Genomic DNA, 16,070 nt, shown 5'->3' with positions numbered 1-16,070 from the left:
CTTGTGTAACGAGGTAATCTGATAAAGACAATTCCGCTTATTCAATAAGAGGCATAGCCAATCAGCTTACTTAGGAAAGCAAGGAGGAGTTTATAAATAAACTCCTCCTTGAGTGAAATTATATAGCGATTAAGGCTTTGATATTATTGGTATTTGTTGAGAATTTTCTCGTAAGTACCATCAGCTTTAATTTTTGCTAGGCCGTCATTGAACTTGCTAATAAGTTCAGCGTTTTGACCTTTTTTAACACCAAAACCAAATTGAGCACTAGTTAGTTTGTCACCAGCCAGTTTCAACACAGGTGTTTTATCTAGAGAAATTTTATAAGCAATAACCGGGTAATCTTCAAAAGCCACATCGGCATTACCATTGATTACTTCTTGGAACATAGAAGCAGAATCATCGAAGTAACGAATAGTCGCATTTAATTCTTTACGGTTAGAGTTGGCCCAATCCGCAGATGTGGTGCCTTTTTTAACAGCAAAACGTTGATCTTTCAGATCGGCTTTAGTAGCGATTTTGCTGTCAGCTTTAACAACAGGGACAACACCAGACTCATAGTAGCCATTAGAAAAATCTAACACTTTTGCGCGTTTTTTGGTAATTGTCATACCCGCAATCGCACCATCAAGTTGGCCTGAAACAATGCCAGGAATGATGCCATTAAAGTTCATTGGGGTAAGCTCGTATTTAAAGCCTTCGGTTTTCGCAATAGCGGCAAGAACGTCAACGTCAATACCTGTATATGCGCCGTCTATTTTGAAAGAGAAAGGTGCATAAGCGGCATCAGTGGCAATCTTATACACTTTTTCTTTAGCAAAGGCAGTTGAACTCGTTGCAACTGCTGCTAATAGCACTGCAAGCGTGATTGAAATCTTTTTCATTTGCTAGTTTCCTTTATATTAAGCCTCGGTTAAGAGGCGAAAGCAATGAATGAAAATATAGCTTAAGGAACAAAAAATCAAGTAATCATATTAAATGAACTGTTATCAATATGCATCAATGTTCATTTTAACTTCTGTTTGAATAGATATTCAATCCATAAGTTTCATATGAATAATGCATTATTTATTATGATGTTATGCATATTTAAATTCAATGGTCTGCTTTGTCACAACTCATAATAAAATGCCGAATAAAAACCATGTAGAGCCTGTGCTATATAGAATATTAGATTTTGAATTTAACGGTTGCTAAAGTGTTTTTGTGTTTGCAATGAAAATTAACGCGCTGTTTTTGACTGATTATTCTTTAGGTTGAAAGAATATCCACGCCAGATCTGGCGATTTGTGCCTTTTTCGACCACTTGGGGGGACTGTCACTCATGGGTAAAAAATCACTGAGGCAAAGGGCGGGGTTGCTGGTGAATGTTCACTAAAATCCGATTATCTGCAGAGTAAAAACACAGATAAATACACCTCGCCTAATGAGTTAATGTGCATATTAAATGGCGTCAATTTATCTGTTCAGGTTTAAACGATAAGATCATGGGTTATCTATAATAATGATGTTTTACTCTTCATATATAGTTTGCGGGAATAGGTCGGGGTGTGTTTTGAGTTATTTTTATTACAAACACTGCGTTTAATTAACAATTAGTGCAAATAATAAATATGTGATATTACTTTTTATTATTTCTTGCTGTGGAAATACTCTTTATCTTGTATGGTGTGCTCAATTTAATAAACATTATTTCTAGTTTATATAAGAAGCGACTTCCTATGCCTTTATTACGAGTGTTCATTATTTACTGCACTTGCTTCTTTGTGGGTGTGCTATTTGATGCCTTTCATTTTCCAGCGGCAACGTTATTGGGGCCTATGGTGATTGCCATTGTATTTAGCTTACAGGGTTGGCGTGTGAGTACCCCTAAGTCTGCAGTGTTTATGATTCAAGCTGTGATTGGACTTGTGGCGGGAAAAGCCCTTAATGTCACTATTTTACAACCGTACTTGTCCAGTTGGTGGGTATTTATGGCAGTGGCATTATTGGTGCTAGTAGTGTGCCAGATGATGGGATACAGCTTGGCAAAATTGCGCGTATTACCAGGGAGCACGGCCATCTGGGGTTGCGCTCCTGGGGGAGCGTCGGCCATGGTGTTAATGGCAGAATCTCATGGTACGAATCCCAGTTTAGTGGCATTTATGCAGTATATACGTGTGGCTATGGTGAGTTTTTTGGCCGCCGTAGTGGCTCATTTCTTGTCTTTGTCTGCTGATATTCACCCAAGTATGCACATGAGTCATTGGCTGGATCATTACTCAGTGAGCACTGTGATACAAACGATACTGATTATTGTGCTGGCCTCCTATTTAGGGGTTAAATCGTGCATACCGGCAGGGTGTTTATTAGTGTCAATGCTGGTGAGTGCATTGTGTATGAATACACATGCGGTTGATTTACAAGTACCTGTATGGTTATTGGATCTCTGTTATTTGGTGTTTGGGGTGAACATTGGCATGCGCTTTAATCGAGGCATAGTAAAAGAAGCGTGGTTTGCATTGCCAAAGATTCTACTGTCGATTGTGGCTTTGATTGTTTTATGTGGCACTATTGCGATGCTATTAGTGGTGGGTTTTCATGTTACCCCCTTGACCGCGTATTTGGCTACCACACCCGGTGGCCTTGATGCGGTAACGGCCATTGCGCTTTCCAGTCATGGAGAGGTAAATCTTGGCTTTGTGATGAGTATGCAAATTGTTCGGTTATTACTGGTGGTGTTGTTAGCACCACCCATGGCCAACTACGCTTCAAAACGATTTAATCGTCATTACAGTGCTTAATGTGAGCGGCCTTACTCATTATTTTAAACAGTAAGACCGCAAATCACTCTAGGCCGAGGTGGAAACTAGCCGATAGCGCTCTCTAAAATGAGCTGCATCTCTTGTAATGTAATGGATTGATTTTCACCTAAAACCAGCATGCCATGAGACTCCAGTTGCGCCAGAATATCTGCAATGACTTGAGTTTTATCACCGCCGTGTTCAGTGAATCTTGTGGCAACCCCTAAACTCAAATAGAAGCCTTCAATTTCAGCAATGGTACGTTCAGCAAGATCCGTTGTTGGTTGTAAGCCAAATACATTGATGCCCATTTGCTCAAGTTTGGCGCGTTTAAACTCAATTTGGTTACGCAATAACGACGGTTGAATAATGGTCAGGGAGCGAGCGTGATCCACCCCATATAGGGCGGTGAGTTCATGGCCTATCATATGTGTTGCCCAATCTTGTGGTACCCCAGTACCAATTAAGCCATTGAGCGCTTGATTGGCACTCCACATCAAGTTGGCTCGCCAAGCATCGTCATCGTGATTGGAAAAGTTGTCACCCAATTGCTTGAGGTTTTTGAGTAACGCCTCAGCAAACCCGTCTTGTACCATCCCTTGAGCAGGCTTAGTGATATATTGTTCGCACACATGTACCCAAGCATCCACTAGCCCATTAATTAATTGGCGTTCGGGAAGGGTTTTCATGGCATCAGGATCCAGTACTGCAAATTGTGGCTGTACGTGAGCAGATAAGAAACTCAATTTATCTTTAGTGGCTTTTTTGGTGACAACGGCCGCTTTGTTGGACTCAGATCCTGTGGCAGGCAAGGTCAGTACAGCGCCAAGAGGCACCGCTTTTTTAACTTTGTGCTTTCCGGTTAGAATATCCCAGCCATCGCCGGCATAGCATGAAGCTGCAGCAATGTATTTGCTACCATCAATCACCGAACCGCCCCCCACTGCAAGTAAATAGGTAATGTGATCTTTTTTGACTATTTCAACGGCTTTATCAAGGGTCTCAACGGTAGGGTTAGATTCTACACCAGAAAATTCTTGCCATTGATGATCTGACAGTGCTTGAGCAACTTGATCATAGATGCCATTGTTTTTAATCGAACCGCCACCGTAAACAAGCAACACGTTACTGTGAGGAGGAATAGCCTTAGCGATAGCGGCTATTTGCTGTTGACCAAAATAGATTTGGGTCGGGTTTGAATAATTAAACTGCATGTAAGGATCCTTTTATGAGGTCATCACATTATAAATTAAATAACTGTGTGACGGAGAATAAGCGTGATAGCAACCGTACTAAGTAACTGGTCATTCTAGCTTGTTAAAATACTCGATAACAGCGTTAGAATTTTTGATTGTAGAATAACGACTTATCGAAAAATCCTGCCTTGTTGTCGAACATTTTGCCTGCGCTATTTCTGATCACATACTGAGTGTGATTGCTATTATTTTCTGATATTGGGCCTAGCTGAAGGAAGTGACCTTGAGCTAGGGAGTGCGCCGTTCTTTTCTAAATACCTTTGGCGTACAACCGTAAACGTTCTTGAAAGTATGGCTGAATTGAGCCGCACTGCTGAAGCCACATTGTTTGGCAACGGCATTAATTTGGCTGCGTCCCGAACGTAAAATGGTAGCGCCTTTATAGGCTCGTTTGTGTTGTAACATTTGGCTAAATGACAGCCCTTCTTGTGCCAGTTTACGTTTTACACTTGAGATGGAAAGAGATAAGTGTGTAGCAAGCATAGGCAGAGTTATTGGCTGATCCAACTGAGCCTCTAAAAAGTGTGACACTTTCTCTGAAAATGGGGTATCGGTCGCCTGTTTCAGCAAGGCCGTTATACTGGGCTGTTTAGTCGTTAAATGTGCCAGAAGTGCCGTTAATAATGTCTGCTGAATGTGCCCAGAGCAGGCCCCATCTTGCAAGCTTACCTGTAATGTTGTTAGTAATTGTTGCTCTAATGCACCGCATGGGATGCTCGGATGCCCCTTTTCTGAGTAACGCTGTTTCGAGTGAGTGGCAGAGGGGGCGCTGTTGAGAAAGGTGTCTATTGTATTGCGCCCAATGATGATGGCTTGCGCGTCATAGGCGTGATTGTTTGTTGCCAGTAACCCTTGAGTGGCACTCACTGTTATGTGTCCTGCGGGGATGGTATAGGGTATCGAGTTACACTGTAGAACAAGAGCGCCAGAATGGACCAGCACTATGATAATGGGTTGGTGAATCAGTGGGTCTAAGTTTGGGGGATGGGCACTTGAAAGGTGTAAATAACAAAAATCTGGCAAGGTAAAACCCATATCAAACGGAGATGATATGAGAGTACGTTAATGTATGTTAAATTGCTTTGAAGGGGATCGAAGCTTTACAAAAAAGAAACGAAATCTTGTGGGGAGGTACCCAAAAAAACAAGCCTGTAATTGATGAACCTAAAGGCTCTTACAGGCTTGTAGACAGCACCCCATCAGTAAAGTGATGCTGTATTCAGCTTACGCTAGGCTTGATGAGTGGGTTGGTCACTAAAGACTTCTACCGGCTTGGCCACAATATTACGCTTATCAATATTAACCTCGGTTAGTACCACTTCAAGCACATCGCTGAGTTTGTAAATCACCTCGTTGTCGATAGAAACCGTGCCTTGATCAGCATTGGATTCAATACGCTCTTTATTATCCATAATCAGTGAATTAGGAATGAAGGCCGCCGCCCCATTTTCCAGCAGTCTTACCCGCATGCCACTACGGCCAATATCAAAGATTTCCCCTTTGAATGTGCTTTCGGCCTGTACATCTTGATGCAAAGTACGGGCATATAGCCAATCACTTACTTTACGCTCCGCCATTCTGTGGTGTTTACGATGCAGTGCCAATTCGTCACCCAGTTCATCATCAGGGGTTTGCACTGGGGCTTTGTTTAAAATGATGGCTTTAAGAAGACGGTGGTTGATCATATCGCTGTATTTGCGAATCGGTGAGGTCCAAGTGGCGTAAATATCAAGCCCCATAGCAAAGTGTGGCGCTGGAGTATTGCCCATTTCACCATAAGCTTGATGTTTACGAATGCGATTGTCTAAGTATTGTGTCTCTTGAGAGCCCAACCAGCGGCGCAGGGCGCTAAAGCCTTCTAAGCTCACGACACTATCGGCACTAAATCCTTGCGCGCCATACTCAGTGACAAGATCAATAACATTGTTGATCTTGTCTTCTTTTAATCCTGAATGAGTATTAAACATCCCCATACCTAGAGTGTCACTCAGTACACGACCGGCACAAATATTGGCGGTGATCATCGCCTCTTCAACCAGTTTATTAGCACTTCGACGATAATCCGCATGAATGGCGATAACGTCATTGTCTTCGCTTAACTCGAAGCGGTAGTCTGGTCTGTCTGGGAAAATCACGGCATTAGTTTGACGCCATGTATTGCGAGCCTTAGCCATTTGTGCAAGATCGGTCACCACCCCTGCAATAGCGGCATCTTTGGCCCAAGCTTCATCACTATTATTGTCAAGGTAGTCGGAAACCGATGTGTAAGCCAAGCGTGCATGAGAGCGGATATTAGCAGCAAAGAAACGAATATCATCTTGAATGGTGCCATCTTGGGCAACCGTTACCGTGCAACATAGGGCAGGGCGCAGTTCATCTTGAATAAGAGAACAAAGATTGTCCGCCAGATCTCGCGGTAACATCGGGATATTGCGACCCGGAAGGTAGATGGTAAAGCCGCGCTGACGAGCCACTTTATCCATATCATCATCGGGGGTAATGTAGGCTGTAGGATCGGCAATGGCGATAGTGAGCGTAAAGTCACCGTTGTCTTTTTGATGGGCGTATAAAGCATCATCCATATCTTTGGTGGACTCACCGTCGATAGTGACAAAAGGGATGTGGGTGAGATCTTCACGAACTAAGTCGGCATCATCGTGCAATTGCCACTCTTCAATACCCATAGGTTCCGTGTTGGGCAAATCATTTTCCGCAAGGGTTACCCACCAAGGAGCAATTTTATCATTGGCATCGGTGATCTTCTCGGTAATTTCGACCATGAAGCCGTTATCCCCTTTTAGGGGATGTTGGATCACCTGCGCGACCACCCAATCACCTTCAGCAAACATGTCGTGCTTAAGGCCTTTGGCGGTTTTCGCTTTGAGAGACAGGTTTCTCAGTTGTGGTTGGTCCGGTACCACATTGAGTCGACCTTTAAACAACTTAATTCGGCCTATAAAGCGTGTCACACCTTGTTCAACTAGCTGATCGGGTTCGGCAAATTCTTTGTCATTTTCACTACGAATCAGCGCCACGACACGATCACCGTGCATACATTTTTTCATCTGAGGTGGCGGAATGAAATAACTGGTTTTGTTGTCTACTTCTAGGAAACCAAACTTCTTATCTGTGGCCTTAATGGTCCCTTCTTTAGTAGGGATAGTATCTTTGATCTGCTGTTTTAGTTGAGCGAGCAACGGATTATCTGCAAACATTGAGTATTTTATTTATCTTCATCAATAGTGGGTGGCTAATCATGTGCCTTGGTTGCGCTGTGTTACAAAGCGCAAAGGGTAGGGCGGATATAGGGGCTATATTAACGATTCTTGAGGCAAATGTATAACTCCCTCAGTTTGCGCTGTCTTTTGTCTCATCCACTAAAATAAAAAGGGCGCATAGACAAGGAAATAAATAGCGGTTTAGGCGGACTTATGGCCCTTTCTTTTCTTATTATGGCCTATTTGACGGGTTTTCAGGGCTGAAATAAAGGGCGTGACACACTAAAAATGGGTTAATAGATGGACATAAATAGGCGATTTTTAAAGCATAGCTACTGCAAATGGGGTAAATTAAAACACAATTGTCTGTAATTTGTGATCTGATTCAATTTTTTCTTGTAATTATCTGTTTTATAGGGCAGAATTCGCCACCTTATTTTGTCCCTAGCGGCTTGATGCGTTTTATATACTTATCCCTTCTGAATGGATTTAGTGTGTATTGCTGGATCGGTGTATGAATTTAGAGAGCACCTGGGACCGTTTTTATGAACACACTTATAGTGGGATCCCGATGCAAGAATCTGAAATTAAATTCAGCGATTTAGAACTTAACGAACAAATCCTTTCTGCCCTTGACGCGATGGGTTTTGTTTCTCCTACACCTATTCAATCCGCTTCAATTCCATTGCTTCTTGAAGGTAAAGATGCGCTAGGTAAAGCACAAACAGGTACAGGTAAAACAGCTGCTTTTTCTCTTCCTCTTCTTAATAAACTTGAACTAGACCAACGTAAGCCACAAGCTATTATTTTGGCACCAACACGTGAGCTAGCGATTCAAGTCGCAGCAGAAATCAAAAACCTAGGTAAAAACATCCGCGGTCTTAAGGTTCTTGAAATCTACGGCGGTACTTCAATTGTTGATCAAATGCGCGCACTTAAAAACGGCACGCACATTGTTGTAGGTACGCCAGGACGTGTACAAGATCTTATCAACCGTGACCGTCTGCACCTTGATGAAGTAAACACTTTCGTTCTTGATGAAGCCGATGAAATGCTAAACATGGGCTTTGTAGAAGACGTAACTAATATCCTTGAGCACGCACCAGCGTCTGCTCAACGCGTATTGTTCTCTGCAACTATGCCTCCAATGCTGAAGAAAATTGTTGAGCGCTTCTTGCGTGATCCTGCATTTGTTGACGTGGCGGGTAAAAACCACACTGTTGATAAAGTAGAGCAACAATTCTGGGTTGTTAAAGGTATCGAGAAAGACGAAGCGATGACTCGTATTCTTGAAACTGAAGACACTGACGCTTCTATCGTATTCGTACGTACTCGCCAAGACACTGAACGTCTCGCTAGCTACTTATCCGACCGCGGCTTTAAAGTGTCTGCATTACACGGTGATATTCCTCAGTCTCAACGTGAGCGCACTGTAGACAACATCAAACGTGGCGTTATTGATATTCTAGTGGCAACTGACGTTGTTGCTCGTGGTCTTGACGTGCCTCGTATTACTCACGTATTTAACTATGACATCCCATTCGATGTTGAGTCTTACATCCACCGTATTGGTCGTACTGGCCGTGCTGGACGTAAAGGTAAAGCGATCCTTCTTGTTCGCACCAACCAAATGCGTATGCTTCGCACTATTGAGCGTGTGACTAAGTCTTCAATGGAAGAGATTCAACTTCCACTACGTGACCAAGTAGCTGCAGCTCGTGTGAACAAGCTTGGTCTTGAACTTGAAGCAGACAAACAACACTCATCACTAGAGAAATTCTCTGAGCTTGTTGAAACACTGCAAGCGAACCTAGAAATTGATGCGGCAACGTTAGCTGCGATTCTACTTCGTCGTCAGCAAGGTAAGCGTCCTTTATTCTATGTTGGTGAAGATCCAATGATCTCAGCTATTGAGCGTGATAAGAAACGTCGTGCTGATCGTCGTGAAGGCGGTCGTGACGGTGGCCGCGATGGTCGTCGTGAAGGTGGTCGTAGCTACGGTGGCGAAACTAAAGATTGGGATACATACCAATTACAAGTGGGTCGTGATCAAGGCGTTCAAGTTAAAGACATCGTTGGTGCTCTTGCAAACGAACTTGGCCTAACTAAAGGCTCTATCGGTGCAATTAAACTGGCTCAAGGTCATACTTTTGTTCAGCTTCCTAAAGCAATGAATTCTGAAACTGCGGGCAAACTACGTAAACTGCGTATTCGTCAAAAAGAAACGGCAGCAGAAATCTCTGATTTCAACGACTTCCGTGAGTCTCGTGGCGGTCGTCGTGATGGTGGTCAGCGTCGTAGCGGCGGTGAAGGTCGTCGCGGTGGCGAAGGTCATCGCGGTCAACGTGATGGCGGAGGCTACCGTGGTAACCGTGACGGTGAGCGTAGCGGCGGTGGTCGTGATGGTGAGCGTCGTTTCGACAGAAACCGTGGTGGCGACAATCGTGGTAACTTCCGTGGCGAACGTGGCCATTCTCGTCGTAACTCTGGCGAGTAATTAATCACACAAGCATAACGAACCGAGGCATGGATAATGCCTCGGTTTTTTTTTGCTTTAAAATTATATGCAACACTGTCATTAGCGCATTCCGCTGACGAACGTCATTGGACTATCAGTTAATGCAGTGGTCTGTTTGTATGATTAAACCCGCATATTTACTCAGGATAAAGTGAACTTTAACCTTGCAAAGATGGTTAGTGAAAGGGAGCGAACACCTTTTTATACTTATAGTTATTGGATTTATTCTTTTTTCATGAAAAATTCGACGGTTAAATAAATTTGCAGATTGATCCAGATCAAAGTATCTTATTTTGTATGATTTTTTAACTAAAAAAAATTTGAATAATTTCCAAATTATTTGATAATCATAAACACAGATTGAATGCCCCCTCGTCTAATTAGGATTTAACTCATGTCAAACAAGAACGTACTCGTTATCAATTCAGGCAGCTCTTCATTGAAGTTTGCTGTTATCGATTCTGAATCTGGTGAAGCGCTAATCAGTGGACTAGGTGAGTGTTTCGGCCTTCCAGAAGCAACTATCGGATGGAAGTTCAACGGTGAGAAAACACAAGAAGCAATTACTGCTGCTGGTAATCACCATCAAGAAGCTATCAACCGTATCGTTAAATTGATGGAAGAGTTATCTCTTAAAGAGACAATTGTTGCCGTTGGTCACCGTATCGTTCACGGTGGTGAAAAATTCACTAGCACTGTTCGCATCGACGAAACAGTACTTGCAGAAATTGAAAGCCTTTCAGATCTTGCACCTCTTCACAACCCAGCAGGTGCTAAGGGCATCAAAGCGGCTATGGCTGCATACCCTTCATTGCCTCAGTTTGCTGTATTTGATACTGCATTCCACCAAACAATGCCTAAGAAAGCATTCACTGGTTCTATCTCTCATGAGCTATATGACGACTACCGTATCCGTCGTTACGGCTTCCACGGTACTAGCCACTACTTTGTGAGCCGTGAAGCTGCTAAAGCATTGAACAAGCCAGTAGAAGAAACCAATATCATCACTGTTCACCTAGGTAACGGCGCTTCAGTTTGTGCAGTTGCAAATGGCGAATCTGTTGATACTTCAATGGGCTTCACTCCACAAGCAGGCCTAATGATGGGTACACGTTGTGGTGACCTTGACCCAGGCGTTATTGAGTTCCTTCTTAAGAAAGGTTGGTCTCAAGAGAAAGTATTTGAAACCCTATACAAAAAATCTGGTTTCCTAGGTGTGTCCGGCCTTACTTCTGATGCTCGCGGTATCCTAGAAGCAATGGCTGAAGGTCATGAAGGCGCTAAACTAGCATTCCAAGTATTCACATACCGTGTTGCTAAATACGTTGCTTCTTACCTAGTACCACTAAACGGTCTAGATGCCATCGTATTCACTGGCGGTATCGGTGAAAACGCATTGGATATCCGTAGTGAAATCCTAAGCAGCCTAAACATCCTTGGTTTTGTTGAAGACAAAGCGGGTAACGAAGCGGCTCGTTTCGGTGCGGCAGGACAAATTGGTGAGTCTAAACTTCTAGACGCTAAAGTTCTTGTTATCCCAACTAACGAAGAATTCGTTATTGCTAAACAATCTGTAGAACTTATCTAAGTTAGATTGCATTACACTGATAAAGGCGCCCCTATTTAGGGGCGCCTTTTTTATTGGGTAATACCAATCGTACTAAATAACGGGTCATTCTAGCTTGTTAAAATACATGATAACTGCACTACAATTTTTGATTGTAGAATAACGACTTATCGAAAAATTCCGCCTTGTTTTCGAGCATTTTTCCTGCGCTATTTCTGATCACTTACTTAGTGTGATTGGTATTAAATAGTGAAAATTAAAATGCAAACTCATAAAAGTGCCCTGAACTGGTAAAATCACTGGCAATATTAGTTTCATAGTGTCCAGTTTATAGGGGAGCCAACTCGTTATTTTGTGTTTCGTTTAGTATACGCAATACAAAATAGGCCCAGAGTTCACCTTTGATTAAGACAGCAGAAGTAAAGCGGAGAATGTAATGGCAGATTGTCGACTTTGTGGAGCACCAGCGGGCTTTTTGCGCTGGAAGCATAAAGCGTGCAAATTAAAGCACAGGGATGCCAAAAATAACATTAGGGAACTCGTTGAAAATAAAGGGGTGACTGGGGGGGATCTTAAGCTGTTAGAGCAGGAGATAGTGTATCACTCTGAAGAGGGATACGTTGATATGGACACCGCCACTCAACTTATGATTACCGGTTGGGAAAATGCCGTTGAGCGTGCATTTGAAGATGAAATCTTAAGCGAAAGTGAACAAACTAACCTGACTAATCTTGCTGATTACTTTGAAATGTCACCTGCTGCACTGGATAAAAAGGGTGCTCACACCAGAATGGTGAAAGGGGCGGTGATCAGAAATATCCTTGAGGGTCGGATCCCCGAAGAGTTAATCGACCTTGGCACCCATCCGTTTAATTTGCAAAAGTCGGAAAAGCTGATCTGGATCTTTCAAGATACGAATTATTACGAACAAAAGAAGAAAACGAAGTACGTGGGTGGGTCGAGTGGCGTCAGCGTTCGCGTAGCAAAAGGTGTTTATTTTCGCACCGGAGGCTTTAAAGGTAAGCGCGTGGAAACCACTGAGACTGTCCATGTAGGTAAAGGTTTATTGGGTGTGACCAATAAGCACATTTATTTCTTCGGCAAAGGTAAAAGTTTCCGCATTAAGCACGAAAAAATTGTTTCCTTTGAACCATTTTCAGATGGCATCGGGGTACAACAAGACAAAGCTTCGGCGAAACCACAATCCTTTATTACCGGTGACGGTTGGTTTACCTATAATTTAATTGCCAATGCCGCGCAACTGTAATCGCCTTTAACAGATAAGTGCCGATTAAGTCCAAACAATACCGGCTATGGGCTAGACAAGCATAAAGCGCCGGCCTTAGTTTCATCTAACGCCGGCAATGGTAGCCAAGCCTAACAGAGAGCTGTACACTGCTTTCTTTGTCAATTTTAAGAGAGCTCATGTCTAAATTTTTCTACCGTGGTACACCGGATATCATGAATAACTATGGTAAAAGTGGTTATAACCCAGATGCTACGTTAAAGCTGGGTAGTGAAGGTGCGCCGCTGTCTCTTGTGGTGGCCACAATAGAGCGAAAAGACCAAGTTCAATCAATGGTGGATGAGCACAATTTATTTGCCAATATCGACATTGATGCCTCTGTAGAAGAGAATCTTTCTGAGTTAGATGCTGTATTAAATAAGCCTAAAACGCAACGTTTCGAAAAAACCCCGCAACGTAACGATCCGTGCAGTTGTGGCAGTGGTAAAAAGTACAAAAAATGCTGTGGTCGCTAATAGACTGATTTTTTTGCTAACCATTACATTTATTGCCATAGAAGTAACCTATTAGCATTATTTAGTAAATATCAGGAGTAAAGCCATGGAATGGGCGACATTATGGGTATTTATCCCCACGTTTTTCTTTGTTTCAATCACCCCAGGCATGTGCATGACCTTAGCACTTGGTTTGGGCATGAGCATAGGTTATAAACGTACATTATGGATGATGCTGGGTGAGGTATTTGGTGTTGCCGTGGTGGCGATTAGTGCGGTGCTTGGCATTGCGACAGTGATGATCAAAATGCCAATGTTGTTTATGGCATTTAAAACGGTGGGGGCCTTGTATTTAGGATACTTAGGTATTCAAATGTGGCGTTCAAAAGGCAAAATGGCCTTATCTAATGATGACCTCACCCCATCAAGTACCTCGAACTACGGTTTAATGGCGCAGGGTTTTATAACCGCAATCGCCAATCCAAAAGGGTGGGCTTTTATGATCTCTTTATTGCCTCCTTTTGTCAGCCCTAGCATTGCTCTTGCGCCTCAGTTGATTATTTTAGTGAGCATTATCATGCTGTCAGAATTTATCTGTATGACGCTTTATGCCTCCGGTGGCAAGGGGTTAAGAGCTATGCTAGCCAATCGTAATAACGTCAAATTTATGAATCGAATCTCAGGTACGCTAATGATGGGTGTCGGAATTTGGTTGTTTATGAGTTAACGGTTCAATATTGATTTGTCTCACCTGCACAGCCTGACAAAGTATGCTAATTTATCCGTTATATCGATAATTTAATTAATCTGGGAATAAAGATGTCTTCATCATTAGATTATACAGGCGGCAGTGCGGCTTATGCGCGCAAAGAAGCGGGCTATCGCGATAAAGCGCTTAAGTTGTATCCTTGGGTTTGTGGTAATTGTGCACGTGAATTTGTTTATTCAAATCTGCGCGAGTTAACGGTTCACCATAAAGATCATGACCACACCAATAACCCTGAAGATGGGAGCAATTGGGAGTTATTGTGCCTGTATTGCCATGATCATGAGCACTCAAAATATACCGATCATGAGCGTTACGGTGTCGATCCGGTGGCCAGAGCGGATGATCATAAAGTCGCCACTCATAACCCATTTGCAGATCTCGCTAAGATGATGAAAAAATAACCCAATCAGCGTGTGCTTTGAGACGGTATTGCAAACGGCCTCTGCTCATCACATAGGCCGTTTTTTATCTTTATTCATCTATGCATTGTCGCAGATAATTTTTGACGTCATGGCTGGCAAAGCTTTGCTCGACACTGTTGAGGTAAATGATTCGATAATCTTCTGCAGATAGAGAAAACAGCTCACACACCTTTTGCACTTCTTGAGTCATGGTGGTGTTGGAGACCGTTCTATTATCTGTATTGATTGTGATCGCAAGACCTTGCTCATAAAAACGTTTCGCAGGGTGTGATTGAAGGTCATTAACCGCTTTGGTTTGCACATTACTGCTAGGGCAAGTCTCTAAGCCTATGCGATTATTTTTTACCGCCGCGTAGCCACCATTATGGTTAATGATATGGATGCCATGTCCCACGCGTTCCGCGTGTAGGAGTTGCACCGCATCTTGTACATTCTGTCCATCCCCTTGTTCACCAGCATGAATGGTGACATGAAATCCTTTACTGCGGGCATAGTGGGTGTACTCGATAAAATCGTGGCAGAACCCCGGCAGCTCAGCGCCTGCTAAATCAAATGCTTGCACACCATTGCCCAGCCATTTAGCCCCTTCCTCTATCACCTCATTAATACGCTCTTTTGTCATAGTGCGTAAAATACATAGGATATAGTTCCCGTGAATATCATAATCACGTTCGGCCCGTTTCATCCCTTTTACCACCGCCGCAATGATTTGTTGGATAGTGAGGCCTTGAGTGACATGCAGCAGTGGGGCAAATCTCACTTCCAAATATTTGACGTTTTCTTTAGCGGCATCTTCAAATACTTCATAAGAGATACGCTCTAATGCGTGCTCGGTTTGCATGACTTGCAGCGGCAAATCAAAGCGAGTTAAGTACTCGGTTAAGTCGCTGCAGGTTTCCGGTGCAATCATTAACTCACGGACCACCTCAACATTATTACTCGGCAGAGAGAGGGATTGAATCTGAGCAAGGTCAATGATGGTTTGTGGACGAACGCTACCGTCAAGATGGCAATGTAGGTCAATTTTTGGCAGAGAGAAAAAGTTCATGAGTTCTCAACATAATCAAATAAATGAACGAGATAGGGGCAAAACTGCAAAAAGAGCCCGTGGCGAATGAGGTGATAATGGCACCCTCATATAAGCAAGTAAAGTATGGGTAAACAGAAAAACATTAGCAAACGTTTGCTTGGTAATGAATGTGCTCTCTTAGTGTAACAATAAGTCGGTTGCTCTTTACTTGTCGAGGGTAGTATTATGCACAACCTTGCGTAATGGTGAGTATGACTTAGTGTGTTGTTGAGTTTGAGTTATCACTATCATTTAAATTTAAGCGTCGGAGTTTGAAAATGAAGAAAATTTTAGTATCGATCTTTTGTGTATTTTTGTTAGCCGCTTGCTCAAGAGTGAACCCTATTCTTAATGTCGATAATGCACCTATCGGCTACGATTTGCAGTCCACTCAAGTCAAAGCCGCGATTGAACAAGCGGCTAAAGACCGTGGCTGGATTGTTACTGAGGTGCAATCTGGTGAGCTCAAAGCCGATCTGTTGGTACGTAGCCATACGGCTCGCATAAACATAACGTATGACGAGAAGTTTTACTCAATTCATTACCTTTCATCCACCAATTTAAAAGCCGGTAACGGTAAGATTCATCGAAACTACAATCGCTGGGTCAATAATCTAAACGTGGATATTCAAAGAAACCTAGCAACGATTGCGGCTGCCCAATAGCGATCGTTTAGGTGAGCGTGCGGATACGCCGTACGATTCACGCAATTATGGACGATAGAGTAT

At 43.0% G+C, this 16,070-nt stretch carries 13 protein-coding genes; 8 read left to right on the top strand and 5 right to left on the bottom strand.

The window, feature by feature from the left end:
* Nucleotides 1–143: 143 nt before the first annotated feature.
* Nucleotides 144–884: a transporter substrate-binding domain-containing protein gene (locus tag OCU56_RS14660; RefSeq protein ID WP_261875464.1), complete on the bottom strand. Its 741-nt coding sequence runs from the start codon at nt 882–884 to the stop codon at nt 144–146.
* An 837-nt stretch (nt 885–1,721) separates the two neighbouring features.
* Here OCU56_RS14660 and OCU56_RS14655 point away from each other — a divergent pair.
* Nucleotides 1,722–2,783, top strand: coding sequence for an AbrB family transcriptional regulator (locus OCU56_RS14655; RefSeq protein ID WP_261875463.1), 1,062 nt, complete (start codon nt 1,722–1,724; stop codon nt 2,781–2,783).
* 65 nt (nt 2,784–2,848) lie between these two features.
* Here the strand turns inward: OCU56_RS14655 and OCU56_RS14650 are convergent, their stop codons facing one another.
* The 3 genes from OCU56_RS14650 to rnb form a co-directional block, all read right to left on the bottom strand.
* Nucleotides 2,849–3,997 (bottom strand): iron-containing alcohol dehydrogenase, encoded by a 1,149-nt coding sequence (locus OCU56_RS14650; RefSeq protein WP_261875462.1) that lies wholly within the window; start codon nt 3,995–3,997, stop codon nt 2,849–2,851.
* A gap of 270 nt (nt 3,998–4,267) precedes the next feature.
* Nucleotides 4,268–5,062 carry an AraC family transcriptional regulator gene (locus tag OCU56_RS14645; RefSeq protein ID WP_261875461.1) on the bottom strand — a complete coding sequence of 265 codons (795 nt, stop codon included), beginning with the start codon at nt 5,060–5,062 and terminating at the stop codon, nt 4,268–4,270.
* Nucleotides 5,063–5,268: 206 nt separating this feature from the next.
* On the bottom strand, nt 5,269–7,254 hold the full coding sequence (gene rnb / locus OCU56_RS14640) for an exoribonuclease II (protein ID WP_261875460.1): 1,986 nt from the start codon (nt 7,252–7,254) through the stop codon (nt 5,269–5,271).
* A 574-nt stretch (nt 7,255–7,828) separates the two neighbouring features.
* Here rnb and OCU56_RS14635 point away from each other — a divergent pair.
* The 6 genes from OCU56_RS14635 (at nt 7,829) to OCU56_RS14610 (ending at nt 14,252) form a co-directional block, all read left to right on the top strand.
* Nucleotides 7,829–9,754 carry a DEAD/DEAH box helicase gene (locus OCU56_RS14635; protein WP_261875459.1) on the top strand — a complete coding sequence of 642 codons (1,926 nt, stop codon included), beginning with the start codon at nt 7,829–7,831 and terminating at the stop codon, nt 9,752–9,754.
* Between the two features lie 415 nt (nt 9,755–10,169).
* Complete coding sequence (locus tag OCU56_RS14630) at nt 10,170–11,363, top strand: acetate/propionate family kinase (protein ID WP_261875458.1); 1,194 nt, start codon at nt 10,170–10,172, stop codon at nt 11,361–11,363.
* A 415-nt stretch (nt 11,364–11,778) separates the two neighbouring features.
* Entirely contained in the window at nt 11,779–12,609 is an 831-nt protein-coding gene (locus OCU56_RS14625; protein ID WP_261875457.1) for a hypothetical protein, read from the top strand.
* A 158-nt stretch (nt 12,610–12,767) separates the two neighbouring features.
* Complete coding sequence (locus OCU56_RS14620; protein ID WP_261875456.1) at nt 12,768–13,103, top strand: PBPRA1643 family SWIM/SEC-C metal-binding motif protein; 336 nt, start codon at nt 12,768–12,770, stop codon at nt 13,101–13,103.
* A gap of 85 nt (nt 13,104–13,188) precedes the next feature.
* On the top strand, nt 13,189–13,809 hold the full coding sequence (locus OCU56_RS14615; RefSeq protein ID WP_261875455.1) for a LysE family translocator: 621 nt from the start codon (nt 13,189–13,191) through the stop codon (nt 13,807–13,809).
* A gap of 92 nt (nt 13,810–13,901) precedes the next feature.
* A complete protein-coding gene (locus OCU56_RS14610) occupies nt 13,902–14,252 on the top strand; it encodes a YajD family HNH nuclease (RefSeq protein ID WP_261875454.1) in 351 nt (116 codons plus the stop codon).
* A 70-nt stretch (nt 14,253–14,322) separates the two neighbouring features.
* On the opposite strand, the gene add is transcribed toward OCU56_RS14610, so the two are convergent.
* A complete protein-coding gene (gene add / locus OCU56_RS14605) occupies nt 14,323–15,321 on the bottom strand; it encodes an adenosine deaminase (protein WP_261875453.1) in 999 nt (332 codons plus the stop codon).
* Nucleotides 15,322–15,614: 293 nt separating this feature from the next.
* On the opposite strand from add, the gene OCU56_RS14600 reads away from it, so the two are divergent.
* Nucleotides 15,615–16,007, top strand: a complete 393-nt coding sequence (locus OCU56_RS14600; protein WP_261875452.1) for a hypothetical protein — start codon at nt 15,615–15,617, stop codon at nt 16,005–16,007.
* Nucleotides 16,008–16,070 lie beyond the last annotated feature (63 nt).

It is taken from the genome of Vibrio rarus (genome assembly GCF_024347075.1).
GTDB lineage: Bacteria > Pseudomonadota > Gammaproteobacteria > Enterobacterales > Vibrionaceae > Vibrio > Vibrio rarus.
Note: the sequence above shows the minus strand (reverse complement) of the source record. Positions and strands in the feature narration are given on the sequence as shown.